The sequence below is a fragment of the Curtobacterium sp. MCJR17_055 genome, from assembly GCF_003224335.1.
In the GTDB taxonomy this organism is placed as follows: domain Bacteria; phylum Actinomycetota; class Actinomycetes; order Actinomycetales; family Microbacteriaceae; genus Curtobacterium.
In genome coordinates, this window is the sequence record NZ_QKLF01000007.1 from 42,489 (window position 1) to 60,002 (window position 17,514).

Consider the following 17,514-nt stretch of genomic DNA (forward strand, 5'->3'; position numbering starts at 1 on the left):
CCGCGTCACTTCAGGACCGGGGTGTTCGTCTCGGAGGAGAGCCACTTCGTCTGCAGCTGCTCGAGCGTGCCGTCCTCCTCGAGCGACTCGAGGGCGTCGTCGACCTTGCTCGTCAACGCCGAGTCCTTCGGCAGGACGAAGCCGAACTGGTCGCCTGCGTCGTCGGACGGGAACTGCGCCGACACGGTGCCGTCGTCGAGCTGGGCGGCGGACATGTAGAAGGCGGTCGGCAGGTCGGTGACGATCGCGTCGATCTGGGCCGACTTGAGCGCGAGCACGGCGTCGTCGTTCGAGTTGAACACCTGCGGGGTGACGCCGAGCACGGACTTGACGCTCTGGATGCTCGTCGACCCGGCGGCGACGCCGATCGTGTCCTGCTTCAGCGCGGCGATGGTCGTGTCACCGGCGGCCTCCGACCCGGTGGTCGTCACGACGGCCTGCGTGGTCGTGTAGTACGGCGTCGACATGTCGACGGCCTTCTTGCGCTTGGCGTCGATCGAGAACTGCTGGATGTTGAGGTCCCAGTCCTTCGCACCAGGGGCGATCGCGCTGTCGAAGGTGCTGCGCTCCCACACGACGTCGCTCTTCGCGTAGCCCATCTCCTCCGCGACGGCGTAGGCCACGGCGGACTCGAAGCCCTTGCCGGACTCGGGCTGGTTGTCCTCGACCCAGGGCGAGTACGCCGGGTCGCCGGTGGCGATCGTGAGCTTGCCGTCGGTGACGGTGCCGTCGGCGTTGTCGCTGCTGCCCCCTGCGGAGCATGCGGCGAGGGCGAGCGCGGCGACGGCGGTGGTCGCGACGGCGATGGTCAGGCGGAGGGGACGGGTCACGGTCTGGCCTTCGTCAGGGGGAACAGGGCAGGACCCGAGTGTACTGGGCCGTGGGATACCAACGACCGGTCGACGCGGTTCCTGCCCTGCCGACGCTCGGCTGGTGTCAGCGACGCCGACGCTCGTTGATCGCCGCGCCGGTGTAGGTGATCGCCAGGAACATCGCCGCACTCGCCGCGAGCCCCGCGACCCAACGGTCGGACGCCGGCGGGCTGGTCATGACGGCAACGCTGACCGCGACCGACGACGCGCTCACCGGGAGTGCGACCGGGAGCCGGAGCAGCAGGCCGACGGCGGCGATCAGCGCCGCAGCAGCGACGGCTGCAGCACCGGTTCGAAGTCGTGCCATGGGCGGTTCCTCCCGTTGTGATCCTGGCCGGACGGCCAGCGATGCCAACGTAGGACCGCCTCCTTCACGGGGTCAAGTACAGTACATCAGTCGAGCATCGTGAAGTCGTCGAACGAGAACCCGGGCGACACCAGGCAGCTGAGGAGCACCTCGCCGTCACCCGGGAGCGTCCGCTGCCACACGCCTCCGCGGACGAACGCCTGTGCGTCGTTCACGCGGTCACGGCCGGCGTCCGGGCCGAGGGTGATGCGTGCGCCGGGCTCCGGCTGGTCGCCGGACCCACCGAGTTCGAGCTCGACGGCGTCCGGCCCGTGCCACATCCAGATCTCGTCGCTCGTCACGCGGTGCCACGCGGAGGCCTCGCCCGGCGGCAGGAGGAAGTGGATGAGCGTCGCGGCGGGGCGCTCACCGGCGGGCGTGGTCACGGTCGCCGGCGACGTCCACGTGCGGACGTACCAACCACCCTCGGGGTGCGGCTCCATGCCGAGCGCGGCAGCGCGCTGCGGGACGTCGAGCCACTCGACGACGTCGCCGGCGACGGTGCGGCGAGCGGCCATGCCGGGGCGGGGTGCGGTGTCGGTCATCGGGACTCCTTGCTCGGGGTGGGTGCCGCGCCTGCGGCGGACGGGGTCAGGGGGACACGGGCAGCAGCATCGGTGGTCCGGACCACCCCGCGGACGACGGTCGCCACCGCACGCCCGGCTCCGTCCTCCACGAGTTCGGCGAGCGCGTCCGGCACGGTCCGGGCGTCGACGTCGAACACCGCGAGGTCGGCGCGGGCTCCGACGGCCAGGTGTCCGATCCGGTCCGGTCCGACCGCGAGTCCCATCGCGTGGGCGCCACCGAGGGTCGCCGCCGCGAGCAGCCGCTCGTGCAGGTCGCGTCCGCTGTAGCCCTGTGCGCGGGCGATGCGGTGCAGTGCGGTGACGTCCGCCATCGGGTCGAGCGACGGCGAGGACGACAGCGAGTCGGTGCCCACGGCGATCGGGCTGCCCTCGCGCAGGTAGTCGGCGACCGGCGGCGGGTCGAGCCCGATGACGGCGTTCGAGCGCGGGCAGAGCGCGACCGCGGTGCCGCGCGCGCGGAGCAGGGCCCGGTCGGCGGCGGTCATGTAGACGCCGTGCGCGATGTGGCAGTCCGGCCCGAGCACGCCGAGGCGGTCCACGAACGAGGTCGCACTCGCGCCGAACCCGAGCGCGCGCATGGCCCGGAAGGACGGCACGTTCGCCAGGTGCCAGTCCGCACCGTGGCCGACGCCGACGACGCCCGCGAAGCCGGGGATCGGTTCGATCGCGGTGCGCTCACCCTCGAACGCGGCTTCGCCGAGGTGCAGGTGCAGCCGGAGTCCGCGCTGCCGGACGATGTCGGGCAGTTCGAGCAGCGGCGCGACGTCGAGCGAGTACGGGGCGTGCGGGGAGAGCCCGGCGCCGGGGGTGGTGGGCACCCGCTCGAGTTCGGCGAGGACCTGGTCGCGCCCGTGCTCCTGCCAGGCGGCGTTCTCCCAGTCCATCACCTCCCAGTAGGCGATGCCGCCGAGACCGGCGTCCTCGAGCGCGGTCACCGCATCGATGTCGGTCACCACGTCGGCGATGCTCGTCACCCCGGCCGCCACCGACTGTGCCGCACCGGCCGCGGCCTCGGCCCGCCAGTCGTGTGGCTGCGCGTAGACGGCGTTGAACGCGGCGGCCCAGTCCTCGAATCCGGCGTACCGGCCGCGCCCGACACCGGCCATGCCCGTGTACTGCAGGTGCGTGTGCGCGTTGACGAGCCCCGGGAGGAGCGCACCCCGCCACCGCCGCTCGGTCACGGGGGTGCCGTCGAGCTGGTCCACCACCCAGGAGCGTTCGCCGACGTGCAGGATCCGGCCGTCGCGCACCGCGACGGCGCCGTCCGCGATCGGCGGCGCGGTCATCGGCACGACGATCCGCGCGGAGTGCACCGTCGTCTGCCCGGGTGCCGCCGGCCGCCGGCCCGTCACGTCGGGTCCCCGAACCGTCGGGTCCGGACGTCCGGCTCGCGGTCCACGGGCTGCGCGGCGAGCGTCGCGGCGGACGTGCCGCCCACGTCGGTACCACCGCCGGGAGGCCCGCCCCGCGCCCCGAACGCGGCGAGCGCCACGCGGGCGGTCGCCTCGTCCACCTCGGGGTCGATCGGCACGACGGCGCGGTCCAGCTCGTCGCCCCGCTCGACGAGCATCCGCACGGCACCGAGCTGCGCCGCGAAGGACAGGTCCATCACCTCGATCGGGTTGCCCTCGGCCGCGGTGATGTTGATGCACCCGCCGCCGTCGAGCAGCAGCACGCCGGGACCGTCCGGGAGCGTGAGGCGCTCGACCCGTCGACCCACCGTCGTCCGCTCGGCCCCCGCTGCGACGGCGTCCTCGACCGCGATCTCCTGGTCCACCCCGCCCGCGACCGACAGGACCGCTCCGGGAGCGCACGCACGGAGCACCGTCAGGCTGACCGTGTCCGCCACCCCGGTCGCGCTCACCACCAGGTCGGCGGTGCGGACGGCGTCGACGAGGGGAGCGACCTCGTACCCGGCGAACACGGCCTGCAGCGCCCGGACCGGGTCGGTGTCGGCGACGGTGACCCAGAACCCGAGCGCCCGGAGGACCAGGGCGACCCCCTCCCCCACGTGACCGAACCCGGCGACGACCACCCGGCCTCCCGTCAGGTCGGGCCGGACGCCGGGGTCGAGCGCGTCGACCAGGTCGAGTGTCGCGAACACCGTCGACTGCCCCGTGCCGTACCGGTTGTCGAAGAACGTCTTGGTGCGGGCGTCGTTCACCGCGACGACCGGGATCCCGAGCTGGCCGCGGGCCGCCATCACGCGCAGCGGGCGGAGGCCGCTCGTGGTCTCCTCGGCGGCTCCGAGCATCGTCGGCAGCAGGTCGGGGCGCTCCTGGTGCACGAGCCGGATGACGTGCGACCCGTCGTCGACGAGCACGTGCGGCCGGGTGTCGAGCATCGCGAGCGCGAGCGCGCGCTGTTCCGCCACGGTCGCGGTGCTGCTCGCGTGCACGGGGACGCCGGCCCGGCGGAGGACCGCGGCGACGGCGTCGTCCGTCTCGTCCGCATGTGCGTAGACGACCACCTCGGCGCCGGCGTCCTGCAGCAGGAGGGACAGCACGGCGGTCTTCGGCTCGAGGAACAGGCTCACCCCGACGCGGGTGCCCCGGAGCAGGCCGCCCTGCCGGAGCTCGTCGGCGACGGCACGGGACACCGGCATGGAGCGGCGGGCCCAGCGGATGCGGGCCTCGGCGGCAGGGTCGCCCTCGGGCTCGCGGCCGGTCGACACGAGGAACACGTCGTCGGAGAGCGTCGGCACGCCGAGGACGCCGGGGCGGGCGAGCACGGTCGGGCCGAAGGCGTCCTCGTCGACGGCGGGGACGTGGCGGCCGGCATCGACCACGAGCAGCAGCGCGCCGCGGGGACGGTCCGCGGTGGCGTCCTCCACGGCGGCGGCGCTCTGTTCGGGCGTGCCGAGACACCAGAGCTGGTCGACGGCCGCGCCGTCACCGGCGTCCGCGGGTCGGGCTCCGAGCCCGACGAGCGATGCGTGCAGGGCGGCGGCGTCCCGGGGATCACCGCCGACGACGCGGAAGCGCCGGGCGGCGAGGAGTGTGTTCGTCACGCGGGCGGTGTGCCGGACCGCGGCGGACGCCCAGGCCGACGTTGCGGGGTCGGCGCGGGTCGGGTCGGCGCGCGGCATGGGGACATCGTAGGGCGGGCCGGTGGCCCGGCGGTGCCGGCGGTGCCGGCGGTCGAGGCTGGCCGTGGCGCACGGGCGCGCCGGGCCCGCACGGTCAGAGCACGTGCGGCGGCGGCGTCCGGTGCCAGACCTGCTCGGCACCGTCGTCGGGGACACCCCACGGTCCGGCGGGGACCTGCCACGAACCGACGGCCGGCACCTGCTGCGCCTCGATCCGTCGCGTCAGCCGTCGGTGGTGCAGGAGCACCCCGACCAGGACGGCGACGCCGATCACGCTCACGACGGCGAGGCCGGCGACGTACAGCGTCGTCACGACACCGGCGAGCGCGGGGGGCACGGTCCCGTCCTGCGCCGCCGAGAACGGCGTCCCGGTGATCACGAACGCGAGCAGGGTCGAGATCGTCGAGTTCGAGTCCCACAGCCCGTGCAGCACCGACACCACGACGTAGGCGACCAGCACCGACCACGTCCACCGGAACCGGGGACGACCGTGCGCCGCCCCGAAGAGCACCGCCCCGAGGATCGCCGTCCACAGCACGTGCCCCACCGGCGAGAGCACGGCGCGGGCCACCTCGGTCTGCAGGAGCGACACGAGGTCGATGCCGCGGGTGGTGATCGCCGCGTTGAACGCGTACCCGGCCGACTCGAACGCCGAGAACCCGGCACCCACCGTCGCCCCGAGCAGTGCGCCCTGCCGTGCCGTCTTCGGTCGGACCCGCCAGCCGACCACGACCAGCAGCAGGCCCTTCACGAGTTCCTCGGCGAAGCCGACGAGCAGGTACAGGGTCGCCCCGGGGCGCAGGTCGGACTCGAGCAGGGACGCCCCGAGCACCCCGAGGACCCCGCCGACGAAGAACGCCGTGACCAGCTGCATCGTGCTCACCGTGCCGGTGACGCGTTCGATGACGAACAGCACCACGGTGAAGGGCACGAGGAAGCTGCCGAGCAGGATGATGGTCGGCACCAGGTTCGTGTTCTGCGTGGCGACGGTGACGATGATCGTCACGACCCACAGCAGGAACCCGCTGAGGAGGGTCTTCCACCACCAGCCGTGCCGGTGGTGGGGGTGGGCGCCGACGTGCGCGGTCTCGAGCGTCATGTGCCTCATCGTGCTCCGCGCCGCATGCCGAGGGTCTCCGGGAATACGGATGACGCGGTTCGCGTAGTCCCCCGCATGACCGATGAGACGTTCGACAAGGTCACCGTGTTCGGCGCGGACTGGTGCCGCGACTGCCGCCGCTCCAAGGCGCTGCTGGACCGACTGGGCGTGGACTACGAGTACGTGGACGTCGAGGCCGACCTGTCCGCCGCCGACCGCGCGCAGGCGATCAGTGGCCGGAAGAACATCCCCGTCGTGGTGCTGCCGGACGGCAAGCACTTCGTCGAGCCGTCCGACGCCGAGCTGCAGGCGGAGCTGGAGTCGTCGGGCGTGGTCTGACCGTCCGTCCGACGAACCTGGGAACGTGCTGAGCCGGAGGCGTGTTCACTCGGGCGTCGGCCCTGAGCTCGGTGCACCGCCGAGGCCTCGGACCGGCCGCAGAACAAGGAGGACACCGTGATCGGTCTCATCATCAGCCTCATCATCGTCGGGCTCATCGCCGGCGCCCTCGCCCGCCTCATCATCCCCGGCAAGCAGCACATGTCCATCCTGATGACCATCGTCCTCGGGATCGTCGGCTCGTTCGTCGGTGGTCTGCTCGGGTTCCTGATCTTCCAGCACGACCCGCAGGACGGCTTCTTCCAGCCGGCCGGCATCATCGGGTCGATCATCGGTGCCGTCATCGTGCTGTTCCTCTACACGCGCTTCGCGGGTCGGGGTGCCAACCGCCGCTGACGGCGCACCCTGCGCTGACGCGCTGACCACACGACGGGAGGCCCGGTACCAGCTGGTACCGGGCCTCCCGTCGTCCTGTGCCCCGGAAGTCCGGAACGCGCGCAGGCGGCCGGCGTACGGTCCACGACATGACTGATGCGAACGACACCCGTCGCCCGGAGCAGGACGCAGCACGGCTCGGCCTCGTCGTGGTCGGTGAGGCCGCCGCGCTGCAGTCCGGCGACGAAGCCGCGATGGACGCAAGCGAGGCGAACATCCGCGAGACCGTCGACGAACTCGTGGACGTCCCCCTGACCGAGCGCCAGGAGGAGGTCGTGGAGCGGCTCGCGCAGGCCGGCGGGACCCTGACCGCCGGGCTCAGTGGCGCGCTCGCCGCCCGGGCCGGCAACAGCGTCGACGACGTCCTCGAGGGCGCCGCGCGGAGCATCGTCTGGCAGGAGCGCCTCACCGAGGAGCGCGAGGACGCCGGGCCCCACGACATCGGGCGACAGGACATCGGGCGACAGGACATCGGGCGCGACGACCAGGACGGCCGCCACTCCGCCTGACTCCGGACCACGGACACACGGGAGGCCCGTCACCAGCTGGTGACGGGCCTCCCGTGTGTCCCCGGGCCCCGGAGTGACGTCAGCGACGCCACCACTCGTCGAACGGCGACGCGGGTACCTGGCGCTTGTGCTCGGTCGCGCGGTACCGCGCCTCGATCGCCTCGGCGACCTCGACCGGGACGTCGTGTCCCTGCAGGTAGGCGTCGAGCTCGGCGTAGGTGAGGCCGAGGTTCGCCTCGTCGGTCTGGCCGGGCAGGTCGTCGAGCAGGTCCGCGGTCGGCGCCTTCTCGTACAGGCGGGCCGGCGCACCGAGGTGCTCGAGCAGCTGGCGCCCCTGGCTCTTCGTCAGACCGGTCAGCGGCGTGAGGTCGACGCCGCCGTCGCCGTACTTCGTGAAGAAGCCGGTCACGGCCTCGGCCGCGTGGTCGGTGCCGACGACCAGGAGCCCGCGCTGCCCGGCGACGGCGTACTGCGCGACCATGCGCATGCGGGCCTTCACGTTGCCCTTCACGAAGTCGCTCAGGGCGACGCCGGCCTCCGCGGTGTCCTGCACCACGCCGTCCACCCCGTGCTCGATGTTCACGACGATGCCGGGGTCCGCGGCGATGAACTGCAGGGCGAGCTGCGCGTCGTCCTCGTCGGCCTGCACCCGGTAGGGCATCCGCACGGTGACGAACTCGGCGGCGTGCCCCTCGGAGCGGAGCGACTCGACCGCGAGCTGCGTCAGGCGGCCGGCGAGCGTGGAGTCCTGTCCGCCGCTGACGGCGAGGACGTAGCCGTTCGCGCCGGTGGTCAGCAGGTAGTCACGCAGGAAGCCCACGCGTCGGGCGATCTCCTGCTCCGGGTCGATGGTCGGCTGGACGTTGAGGTCCGCGGCGATGGCGGCTTGGAGTTCTCGCACGCACCCAGTATCCGCCCGAGCCGCGCCGGGCGCACGGACACCGTGGAGGTGCTCACTAGAGTGGCGGCCACACCGGTCGGAGCCGCACCTGCACCGGAGACGACGGAGGTCGATCGTGAGGGACGAGCGCCGCGCCGGACTGCTCGCCGTCACCGTCACCGCCTTGCTCTGGGGCACCACCGGCACCGCCGCGACCTTCGCGCCCGACGTCGGCCCGCTCGCGATCGGTGCCGCGGCGCTCGGCGTCGGCGGGATCCTGCAGGCGGTCGTCGGCGCGCGGGCCCTCCGAGCGGCTGCTCCATTGCTCGTGCGGAGCCGCGCACTCGTCCTCGTCGGCGCGGTCGCCGTCGCGGTGTACCCGCTCGCGTTCTACAGCTCGATGCACACCGCCGGGGTGGCCGTCGGCTCCGTGGTGTCGTTGGCGTCCGCTCCCCTGGCGTCCGGGGTCCTGGAGCGGGTCGTCGACCGGCGGCCGCTCAGCCGGTGGTGGGTGCTCGCCGCGGCGCTCGGTGTCGTCGGGAGCGTGCTGCTCTGCCTGTCCAGCCTGGCGGGGTCGGCGGACTCGGCCGGCGTCGGGTCGCCCGGGTCAACGGTCCTCGGGGTCGTGCTCGGTCTCGTGGCCGGGGCCACGTACGCGGTCTACTCGTGGGCGTCACGTCGGCTCATGGTCGACGGCGTCCCCCGCGCGGCCGCGATGGGCGCCGTGTTCGGCGGCGGTGGGCTGCTCCTCATGCCGGTGCTCGCCGTCACCGGAGCGCCCCTGCTCGCGTCGCCGCAGAACGCCGCGGTCGGCGTGTACATGGCGATCGTGCCGATGTTCCTCGGGTACCTGCTGTTCGGGTACGGCCTCGCGAGGATCCCGGCGAGCACCGCCACCACCGTCACCCTCACCGAACCGGCGGTCGCTGCCGTGCTCGCGGTGCTGGTGGTCGGCGAGCGGCTCACCGCGGTCGGGTGGGCCGGACTGGGCGTGATCGCGATCGTGCTCGTCGTCCTGGCGGTCGCGCCGACGAACACCCGGGCTGGTTCGCGTTCCTGAGGACGGGACCGGACGGACCACCGAGGTGCCCCTGGAGGGACTCGAACCCCCAACCCGTTCCTGAGGACGGGACCGGACGGACCACCGAAGTGCCCCTGGAGGGACTCGAACCCTCAACCCTTTCCTGAGGACGGGACCGGACGGACCACCGAGGTGCCCCTGGAGGGACTCGAACCCTCAACCCTTTCCTGAGGACGGGACCGGACGGACCACCGAGGTGCCCCTGGAGGGACTCGAACCCTCAACCCTTTCCTGAGGACGGGACCGGACGGACCACCGAGGTGCCCCTGGAGGGACGCGAACCCTCAACCCGTTCCTGAGGACGGGACCGGACGGACCACCGAGGTGCCCCTGGAGGGACTCGAACCCTCAACCCTTTCCTGAGGACGGGACCGGACGGACCACCGAGGTGCCCCTGGAGGGACTCGAACCCCCAACCCTTTCCTGAGGACGGGACCGGACGGACCACCGAGGTGCCCCTGGAGGGACTCGAACCCTCAACCCTTTCCTGAGGACGGGACCGGACGGACCACCGAGGTGCCCCTGGAGGGACTCGAACCCTCAACCCTTTCCTGAGGACGGGACCGGACGGACCACCGAGGTGCCCCTGGAGGGACTCGAACCCTCAACCCTTTCCTGAGGACGGGACCGGACGGACCACCGAGGTGCCCCTGGAGGGACTCGAACCCTCAACCCTTTCCTGAGGACGGGACCGGACGGACCACCGAGGTGCCCCTGGAGGGACTCGAACCCTCAACCCTTTCCTGAGGACGGGACCGGACGGACCACCGAGGTGCCCCTGGAGGGACTCGAACCCTCAACCCTTTCCTGAGGACGGGACCGGACGGACCACCGAGGTGCCCCTGGAGGGACTCGAACCCCCAACCCTTTCCTGAGGACGGGACCGGACGGACCACCGAGGTGCCCCTGGAGGGACTCGAACCCCCAACCCTTTCCTTAGGACGGAACTGCTCTTCCATTGAGCTACAGAGGCCGGCCCGACCACTCTAGCGGGAGCCGGGACGCGCCGGACGAGAGGCGTGGGGCGGGCGCACCCGGGGCCTCCCGTCCGGCCCCGCCTACGCGGCGACCAGGTACTCGTCCCAGTCCGGCTGCGGCCGCTCGATGCCGCGGACGACCCAGGCCGAACCGTGCGGGGCCTTCGGCGGGAACCGCAGCGTCCACCCCATCTCGCGCGGGGTGCGGTCGCCCTTGACGTTGTTGCAGGCGAGGCAGCAGGCGACGAGGTTCTCCCACGAGTCTCGACCGCCACGGGACTTCGGCTGGACGTGGTCGATCGTGGTCGCGTTCCGGCCGCAGTAGGCGCACCGGTTGGCGTCTCGGCGGAGCACACCGCGCCGGGACACCGGGATCAGCCGGGACTGCGGGATGCGCACGTACCGGGTCAGGATGATGACGGACGGACGGTCGTAGCTGACGGCGGCACCGGTGACGGGGTGCAGGGTGTCGGCGGCGACGACGGAGGCCTTCTGGTTCATGACGAGGACCAGGGCTCGACGGAACGAGATCACCGCGAGGGGCTCGTAACCGGCGTTGAGGACGAGAGTGCGCATGGGTTCCCTTCCGACGTGCCTGGACGGCTTCCAGGCGGTGCGGGCACCGGGTCGGTCGGCGTCGAGCGGGTGGTCACGGCCTCCGGGCCCGAGGGCGGGTCCGGCCGGCCCACCCGGTCGGAGCGGGCCGTCCTGCCGGAGCGGGGCGGTCCCACCGTCGTGGCGGGCCGGATACACGAAGAGCACCACCCGTCAGGGCGGTGCTCCGGTCAGTCGCGCGCGAGTTGCGGCTCGCAGGCTGTGGTCGTCCGTATGTCGACATGCGCGCGCCGACCCATGGTGCGGGTCGTGCGTGACGTCGACATGTGGTCTCCCGTTCGGGTCGAGGCGATCCGATGCGTGCAGGCTAACCCAGAAACCGGCCCCGCACGAGGGGTGCGGGGCCGGTTCGGACGCTGTTCACATGCGCGCCCGCAGGGTGTCGTCCGGGGTGTCAGATCCCGAAGCGGACGATGTGGTAATTGCTCGACCAGATCGGGCGGATCGAGACGGAGCCGCCGGGCTTCGGGGCGTCCATGATCATGCCGTTGCCCATGTAGAAGCCGTCGTGCGAGTCGTCGTTGAAGACGACCACGTCGCCCGGCTGCGCTTCCGACTCGGGGATCGTGGTGCCGACCTGGTCCTGCAGCGTGACCGAGTGGGCGAGGCTGATGCCGTGCTGCGCGTAGACGTACATGACGTAGCCCGAGCAGTCGAACCCGGCGGGGGTGGCGCCACCGAACACGTAGGGCGTCCCGATGTACTGCTTCGCCGTGGCGACGACGGCCGGCAGCGAGAACGGGGTCCCCGCGGCGGGGGCCGCACTCGTCGCGGCGGCGTCCGCGGCCGAGGCGGTCGTGGCCGCTCCGGTCGAGTCGTCGGCGAGGTAGTCCTCGGCCGTCTTGCCGTCGTAGGCGTACTCCGCTGCCTTCGCGGCACGAGCGGCCTCGAGCTCGGCGGCGGCCTTCGCCGCTGCCTTCGCGGCGGCCTGCGCCTCGAGGGTCGCGGTCGAGGTGGCGCTGAAGCCGTCGCGCGAGGTGTCGGCTGCGCCGGCCGCGGCGGACACGTCGAACTGCTGCGCCTGCACCGTGAGGTCGGAGGCCGCGTCGGTCTGCGCGGCTCCGGCCTGCGACGTGGAGGTGGTCGCGAAGGCGGCCGGGACGGCCATCGTGCCGAACATCCCCGCCGCGACGGCCAGGACGACGGGAGCCATGAACCGGCGCTTCCGGGACGACGCTGACGGAGCGGCCGCGCGGGTGACGCCGAGGGCGCGGCCGTCACGGGTCGCGGCAGCGCGGGTGGCGGGCGTCCGGGCGGCTGCCGGACGGGCTGCGCTCGTGCGGGGTGCGGTCGGGGCGGACGCCGTGCGGGCGAGCGGGCGACGTGCGGCACGCTCGGCTGCTTCGCGTGCTGCCCTGCGGGTCAGGGGAGCTGCGACGGTGTCACCGGTGGTCGTCGGGTTCGCGGTCGGGTCGTCCGCGGCGGTTCCGGTGTAGGTCAAGTGGGTCTCCGGCGCCTCGTGACACGCGCCCGGTCGAGGACGGTCGCGTGCAACCCCATCCGTTCGTCATCGTTTCCGATCGAGGCAGGAGACGGGTCACGAGACGTCCTGCCACGGGTCCCGAGATCGCTGCTCGCGGGACTCGACGAGTGTACGGGCGCACCGCGGACATGTCGAGACGAAACCGTGACCTGGTAACGGATAGGGGAAGAACCCCTGGTCAGAGCGTATGATTTGGTCACCACGATGGCCTGCTGCTTCTTGTACGTCCACTCAGGTCTTGTCCCCCGCGGCCGTACCCCCTATGGTTCGCCCACCACGAGGACCCAGGCGCGAGCTCACCGCGGCGATCCCGGTCCATCAACGGACCCTCGTGCTGTGACGCCCGGCACCTGCACCGAGCGATCGCAGCGAACGAGGACGGGATGCAGGTACCCCGGAGTGCGGGCTCCGATGCACCCCGACGCGGCGCCTGGCCCGGGCTGTGCCGGCGGGCGACAGGTCACTCGCCGGAGAGGTCCTCGGCGATGTCGTCGGCGTTGCCGGGGAAGCACAGCGAGACCGCCTGCACGGTGTAGTTCCCGGGGTACGCGTACGCGCTGATCGACGCGATCTTCCCGCCACCGCTGCCGATGACCGCCGGACCGTCGCTCGACTCGCGGCGGACTACCTGCATCCCCTGGGACTTCCAGTGCTCCTCCATGCGCGTGGCGTCCTCGTCGGGCGACCCCTCGAGCGTGCTCCCGGTCAGGTAGCGCCACTGCGCCCCTCCCGTGCCGTCCTCGAGTTCGCAGTCTTCCGGGTAGTCCGGGCCGGTGCGCGCCTTCCACTCCCCACCGAGTCGCTCGGTGGCGTCGTCGACGGCTTCGATCATCTGCTGCTTCGCGGTGTCGGCGTCCACGGTCGGCTCCGTTCGTCCTGGTGCTGCGGTGTCGGGTCCCCGCAGGACACAGCCTGCGAGCACGGTGGTGGTGGCCGTCATGACGAGGACGCCCGCGACGGCACGCCTCGCCGTGGTCCATCGTGCGGTGGTCGTCGTCGTCATCGTCCCGCCATCCACCAGGGCTTCCCGTCGATCAGGTCCTGGTCTCGCTTCGTCGGTGGTTCCGGGTGGTACGCGGTCGCATCGTCCTCGTGCCCCGTCGTGACCCGCCCCACGTTGTACACGGACTCGGTGTCGGCGTCCAGGTAGCCGGACCTGTCACCGGTGAGCGGGTCGTGGTCGAGGACCGGCTTCCGGTCCGCCGCGTCGGCGGGGTTCGAGTCCGTCCCGAAGACCGTCGCACCGAAGGCCTCTCGGAACGGATCCACGTGGTGCCCGGGTGCCGTGCGTCCCAGCGCTGCGAGGTGGTCGCCCTGTCCGGCCTCGTCGGGGAGGACGTTCCGTGCCTGGCCGACGTAGACGTGCTCGGCGTGCACCTTGCCGGCCGAGTCGACCGCGTTCGACAGGCCGGCGGACCCCAGTGCGACCGCCTTCGCGTCGCCTGCGTCGAACTCGATGTCCGTCACTGTGCCTCCCCCGGTCGGCGTTGCAGTTCCCCCGCGACGCAGTCCTGCTCACCGGTGTGCCGGTGAGCAGGACCGCCGCTCCGATCGCCGGAGCACGGCGCTCAGAGCACGTCGTCCCTGCCGCTGATCTCGAGCGAGCCCACCACGTCCTTCACCCGCCGCCCGTCCGGTCCTGCCGTCGGCACGTCCTCGCCGACGATGACCCGCGTCCGACGGGCGTCCAGGGAACGGACGGGCACGCCCGGACAGGGCAGACCGTTCCTGCCCCTGGGTGCGGCGGGCGAGGAGACGTCAGTCGGTGCTGATGTAGACGTGCTGCGCGACCTCGGTCGGCAGCTCGATCCCGGCGTCCTCGCCGTCGACGCGGACCGCCACGTAGGCGCCCGCGCGCTGCACGCTGGCCGTGCGTCCGGGCATGACCCCGGCGGCGCGGAGCTGGTGCAGCAGCTCCGGCTCGAACTGCACCGGCTCGCCCAGACGGCGGATGACGCCGGTCGCGATCGCGTCGGTGTCGTCGGTGGCCACCACGATGTTGCGCACCCCGTCGAGGAAGCCGGCCGCCGTGGGTCCCCCGATTTCCGCGAGGCCGGGGATCGGGTTGCCGTACGGGGACTCCGTCGGGTTCCCGAGCATCTCGAGCAGGCGGACCTCCACCTGCTCGCTCATCACGTGCTCCCACCGACAGGCCTCGTCGTGGACGAAGGCCCAGTCGAGGCCGATCACGTCGGCCAGGAGCCGCTCGGCCAGACGGTGCTTGCGCATCACGTGCGTGGCGCGGGACCGACCGGTGTCGGTGAGTTCGAGGTGCCGGTCGCCCGAGACGACGACGAGGCCGTCCCGCTCCATGCGGGCGATGGTCTGCGAGACCGTGGGGCCCGAGTGCCCGAGGCGCTCCGAGATCCGGGCGCGCAGCGGGACGATGCCCTCTTCTTCGAGGTCGAGGATGGTGCGGAGGTACATCTCCGTGGTGTCGACGAGATCGGTCACGCCTCCGCCTCTCCTGATGTGGACCCAGCCCGACCCACACTACTTGCTGGCGCCGACGCACCGGGACCGACACCGTGCGCTCTGCGCGGACGCCGGCCGGGAGGCCCGTCCCGGCCCCGCCCCGTCCGGCCGGTCCATGGGGGCGACCGCAGGGCCGTCGGTAGGATCGGCCCATGGCAGACATCGTCATCCCAGCCGACCTCCTCCCCACCGACGGCCGCTTCGGATGTGGTCCGTCGAAGATCCGCGGAGCGCAGCTCGAGACCCTCGTCACCCGCGGAGCGACCGTCCTCGGGACCTCGCACCGCCAGAAGCCCGTCAAGGACCTGGTCGGCTCCGTCCGGCAGGGCCTCGCCGACCTGTTCCAGGTGCCGGACGGCTACGAGGTCGTGCTCGGCAACGGCGGGTCGACCGCGTTCTGGGACGCCGCCGCCTTCGGTCTCATCGAGCGCCGGGCGGAGAACCTGTCCTTCGGTGAGTTCGGGTCGAAGTTCGCCAAGGCCGCCGCCGCCCCGTGGCTCGAGGCACCGCACGTCGTGGAGGCCCCGGGCGGGTCCCGCGCCGAACTCGAGATCGTCGAGGGTGTCGACGTCTACGCCTACCCGCACAACGAGACCTCGACCGGCGTCATGACCCCGGTCGTGCGGGCCGCGGGCGACCCCGGCGCACTGACCGTCGTCGACGCCACGAGCGCTGCCGGTGGTGCCGCGTTCGACGTCGACCAGACCGACGTCTACTACTTCGCCCCGCAGAAGAACTTCGCTTCGGACGGCGGGCTCTGGCTCGCGCTGTTCTCCCCCGCGGCGATCGAGCGTGTCGAGCGGATCGCCGCGTCCGACCGCTACATCCCGGAGTTCCTGTCGCTGAAGAACGCCGTGGACAACTCCCGGTTGGACCAGACGCTGAACACCCCGGCGATCACGACCCTGCTGCTCCTCGACGACCAGGTGCGGTGGATCAACCAGTCCGGTGGTCTGGCGTGGGCCGACGGCCGCACGAAGACGTCGTCCTCGACGCTCTACGACTGGGCCGAGGCCTCCGACTACGCGACGCCGTTCGTCACCGACCCGGCGCACCGGTCGCAGGTCGTCGTGACGATCGACCTCGACGACTCGATCGACGCCAAGGCCGTGGCCGCGACGCTCCGGCAGAACGGCATCGTCGACACGGAGCCGTACCGGAAGCTCGGCCGGAACCAGCTCCGTGTCGCGACCTTCACGGCGATCGACCCCGACGACGTCAGCAAGCTCTCGCGGGCGATCGACCACGTGGTGGCTGCCCTGGCGAGCTGACCCCGCCGCCGCGAGACGCAACGAGGGCGGTGTCACGCAACGGTGTTCCGTTGCGCGACACCGCCCTCGTTGCGTGAGGTGGACCGACGGGTCAGGACCGGTGGAAGCCGGGGTCGGTCTCGCCGGCGTCGAGCTGGTCCAGGTCCAGGTCGTCGTCCGGGTCGACGGGACGGACGCGGCGGGTGCGGCGACGACCACGGGTGCGGGCGGGCGGGGCGACGGGCTCGTCATCGTCCGACTCCTCGTCGTCGTCGTCATCCGAGTCGTCGTCCGACTCGTCGTCGTCGTCGGACTCGTCGTCGTCGTCGGACTCGTCATCGTCGTCCGACTCGTCGTCGTCCTCGTCCGCATCGTCGTCGAAGTCGTCCTCGTCCTCGTCCGACTCCTCGTCCTCGTCCGACTCCTCGTCGTCCTGCGCGGCCCGGTACTCGGCCAGTCGCTCCGACCACGGCACCCACTCCGGCGCGAGCAACGAGCCGTCACCCGGCATCAGTTCGACCTCGAGCACGGTGGGCTCGTCACCCTCGACCTGGGCGATGCTGACGGTCCAGCGCCACCCCGGGTACCCCGGCATGCGGTTGGCGAAGAGGACGGAGACGACGCCGTCGCCCTCCTCGACGGTGCCGACGGGGCTCCCGACGGTGGCTTCGGGGGTGATCTCGAGCAGTGCGCCGCGGGCGAGCTCGGTGAGGTCGGTGGTCATGTTCACGCGTCCAACTGGTCGGCGACGTGTCGCAGGATGGTGGCGATCCGCTCACCGTTCTTCGGGTAGCGGCCCCGCTTGAGGTCACCGCTGATGCGGTCGAGTTCCTTCACCAGGTCCTCGACGATGACGGCCATGTCGTCGGCGGAGCGACGGGTCATCTTGGAGAGCGACGCCGGCGCTTCGAGGATCCGCACGGTCAGCGCCTGCGAACCCTTCTTGCCCTGCACCACGCCGTACTCGAGCTTGGTGCCGGCCTTCACCGTGGCCACACCGTCGGGCAGGGAGGAGGCGTGCAGGAAGACCTGGTCGCCGTCGTCTCCGGTGATGAAGCCGAAGCCCTTCTGGTCGTCGTAGAACTTGACCTTGCCGGTGGGCATGCTGGGACTCCTCGATACATGGACGGCCGCGGTGCGTCGGATATCCTGGGCCGATGGCCAAGCCGACCCGATCCACCGGGGACCCCCGCACTGCTGCGGAACCCCCGGCGACGTCCAATCGTACCGAACGCACACTCGCGTTCATGGTCGGTGGGATCGTCCTCCTCATCCTGGCGAGCTTCATCGTCATGATCACCGGGTGGCTGACGATGAAGCAGATCCCCGGGGACGGCATCTGGCCGGTCGCCCTCGGCGTCGTCTACTTCGGCCCTCCGGTCGCCTTCGTCCTCATGCTGGCGCTCCTGGCCCTCACCTGGACCCGCAAGGCCCGGCAGCACCGCGCAGAGGCCCGCTGACGTCCGCCACGGACGCCA

The 17,514-nt window shown here is 72.0% G+C and carries 21 protein-coding genes and 1 tRNA gene; 6 read left to right on the forward strand and 16 right to left on the reverse strand.

What is annotated here, in order from left to right; genetic code table 11:
• Nucleotides 1-5: 5 nt before the first annotated feature.
• The 6 genes from DEJ16_RS15125 to DEJ16_RS15150 all read right to left on the reverse strand — a co-directional run bounded on the left by DEJ16_RS15125 (nt 6) and on the right by DEJ16_RS15150 (nt 5,992).
• On the reverse strand, nt 6-830 hold the full coding sequence (locus DEJ16_RS15125) for an ABC transporter substrate-binding protein (protein ID WP_110824071.1): 825 nt from the start codon (nt 828-830) through the stop codon (nt 6-8).
• 106 nt (nt 831-936) lie between these two features.
• Nucleotides 937-1,179, reverse strand: a complete 243-nt coding sequence (locus DEJ16_RS15130; protein WP_110824072.1) for a hypothetical protein — start codon at nt 1,177-1,179, stop codon at nt 937-939.
• A gap of 86 nt (nt 1,180-1,265) precedes the next feature.
• Nucleotides 1,266-1,763, reverse strand: coding sequence for a cupin domain-containing protein (locus tag DEJ16_RS15135; protein WP_258366021.1), 498 nt, complete (start codon nt 1,761-1,763; stop codon nt 1,266-1,268).
• The gene (locus tag DEJ16_RS15140; protein WP_110824427.1) at nt 1,760-3,091 is read right to left on the reverse strand and encodes an amidohydrolase family protein; all 1,332 of its coding nucleotides are present in this window, start codon (nt 3,089-3,091) and stop codon (nt 1,760-1,762) included. The genes DEJ16_RS15135 and DEJ16_RS15140 overlap by 4 nt, the downstream gene beginning before the upstream one ends.
• A 62-nt stretch (nt 3,092-3,153) precedes the next feature.
• Complete coding sequence (locus DEJ16_RS15145) at nt 3,154-4,893, reverse strand: adenosylhomocysteinase (protein ID WP_110824073.1); 1,740 nt, start codon at nt 4,891-4,893, stop codon at nt 3,154-3,156.
• A gap of 94 nt (nt 4,894-4,987) precedes the next feature.
• Complete coding sequence (locus tag DEJ16_RS15150; RefSeq protein WP_258366022.1) at nt 4,988-5,992, reverse strand: PrsW family intramembrane metalloprotease; 1,005 nt, start codon at nt 5,990-5,992, stop codon at nt 4,988-4,990.
• A 75-nt stretch (nt 5,993-6,067) separates the two neighbouring features.
• On the opposite strand from DEJ16_RS15150, the gene DEJ16_RS15155 reads away from it, so the two are divergent.
• From DEJ16_RS15155 to DEJ16_RS15165, 3 genes are all read left to right on the forward strand, one after another.
• Nucleotides 6,068-6,331 carry a glutaredoxin domain-containing protein gene (locus tag DEJ16_RS15155; RefSeq protein ID WP_110824075.1) on the forward strand — a complete coding sequence of 88 codons (264 nt, stop codon included), beginning with the start codon at nt 6,068-6,070 and terminating at the stop codon, nt 6,329-6,331.
• 117 nt (nt 6,332-6,448) lie between these two features.
• Entirely contained in the window at nt 6,449-6,727 is a 279-nt protein-coding gene (locus DEJ16_RS15160) for a GlsB/YeaQ/YmgE family stress response membrane protein (protein WP_110824076.1), read from the forward strand.
• Nucleotides 6,728-6,855: 128 nt separating this feature from the next.
• Nucleotides 6,856-7,275 (forward strand): hypothetical protein, encoded by a 420-nt coding sequence (locus DEJ16_RS15165; protein ID WP_110824077.1) that lies wholly within the window; start codon nt 6,856-6,858, stop codon nt 7,273-7,275.
• Nucleotides 7,276-7,354: 79 nt separating this feature from the next.
• On the opposite strand, the gene nadE is transcribed toward DEJ16_RS15165, so the two are convergent.
• Complete coding sequence (gene nadE, locus DEJ16_RS15170; protein ID WP_110824078.1) at nt 7,355-8,176, reverse strand: ammonia-dependent NAD(+) synthetase; 822 nt, start codon at nt 8,174-8,176, stop codon at nt 7,355-7,357.
• A 115-nt stretch (nt 8,177-8,291) separates the two neighbouring features.
• On the opposite strand from nadE, the gene DEJ16_RS15175 reads away from it, so the two are divergent.
• A complete protein-coding gene (locus DEJ16_RS15175) occupies nt 8,292-9,215 on the forward strand; it encodes a DMT family transporter (RefSeq protein ID WP_258366023.1) in 924 nt (307 codons plus the stop codon).
• Between the two features lie 922 nt (nt 9,216-10,137).
• On the opposite strand, the gene DEJ16_RS15180 is transcribed toward DEJ16_RS15175, so the two are convergent.
• The 7 genes from DEJ16_RS15180 to DEJ16_RS15205 form a co-directional block, all read right to left on the reverse strand.
• A tRNA-Arg gene (locus DEJ16_RS15180) sits at nt 10,138-10,209 on the reverse strand.
• Between the two features lie 85 nt (nt 10,210-10,294).
• Nucleotides 10,295-10,789, reverse strand: a complete 495-nt coding sequence (locus tag DEJ16_RS15185) for an HNH endonuclease (protein ID WP_110824428.1) — start codon at nt 10,787-10,789, stop codon at nt 10,295-10,297.
• Between the two features lie 433 nt (nt 10,790-11,222).
• Nucleotides 11,223-12,269 carry a C40 family peptidase gene (locus DEJ16_RS16085; protein ID WP_110824080.1) on the reverse strand — a complete coding sequence of 349 codons (1,047 nt, stop codon included), beginning with the start codon at nt 12,267-12,269 and terminating at the stop codon, nt 11,223-11,225.
• A 502-nt stretch (nt 12,270-12,771) separates the two neighbouring features.
• Nucleotides 12,772-13,170, reverse strand: a complete 399-nt coding sequence (locus DEJ16_RS15195) for a hypothetical protein (protein ID WP_146232907.1) — start codon at nt 13,168-13,170, stop codon at nt 12,772-12,774.
• A 140-nt stretch (nt 13,171-13,310) separates the two neighbouring features.
• Entirely contained in the window at nt 13,311-13,778 is a 468-nt protein-coding gene (locus DEJ16_RS15200; RefSeq protein WP_110824082.1) for a hypothetical protein, read from the reverse strand.
• A gap of 101 nt (nt 13,779-13,879) precedes the next feature.
• Nucleotides 13,880-14,017 carry a hypothetical protein gene (locus DEJ16_RS15850; protein ID WP_181419630.1) on the reverse strand — a complete coding sequence of 46 codons (138 nt, stop codon included), beginning with the start codon at nt 14,015-14,017 and terminating at the stop codon, nt 13,880-13,882.
• Between the two features lie 52 nt (nt 14,018-14,069).
• Nucleotides 14,070-14,765, reverse strand: a complete 696-nt coding sequence (locus DEJ16_RS15205) for a metal-dependent transcriptional regulator (RefSeq protein WP_110824083.1) — start codon at nt 14,763-14,765, stop codon at nt 14,070-14,072.
• 173 nt (nt 14,766-14,938) lie between these two features.
• Between DEJ16_RS15205 and serC the strand changes: the two genes are divergently transcribed.
• Nucleotides 14,939-16,057 (forward strand): phosphoserine transaminase, encoded by a 1,119-nt coding sequence (gene serC, locus DEJ16_RS15210; RefSeq protein WP_110824084.1) that lies wholly within the window; start codon nt 14,939-14,941, stop codon nt 16,055-16,057.
• A gap of 91 nt (nt 16,058-16,148) precedes the next feature.
• On the opposite strand, the gene DEJ16_RS15215 is transcribed toward serC, so the two are convergent.
• Nucleotides 16,149-16,760, reverse strand: coding sequence for a DUF3027 domain-containing protein (locus DEJ16_RS15215; RefSeq protein ID WP_110824085.1), 612 nt, complete (start codon nt 16,758-16,760; stop codon nt 16,149-16,151).
• 2 nt (nt 16,761-16,762) lie between these two features.
• Nucleotides 16,763-17,140, reverse strand: coding sequence for a cold-shock protein (locus DEJ16_RS15220; protein ID WP_110824086.1), 378 nt, complete (start codon nt 17,138-17,140; stop codon nt 16,763-16,765).
• Between the two features lie 143 nt (nt 17,141-17,283).
• Between DEJ16_RS15220 and DEJ16_RS15225 the strand changes: the two genes are divergently transcribed.
• Nucleotides 17,284-17,496 carry a hypothetical protein gene (locus DEJ16_RS15225; RefSeq protein ID WP_110824087.1) on the forward strand — a complete coding sequence of 71 codons (213 nt, stop codon included), beginning with the start codon at nt 17,284-17,286 and terminating at the stop codon, nt 17,494-17,496.
• The last annotated feature ends 18 nt before the right edge of the window (nt 17,497-17,514 follow it).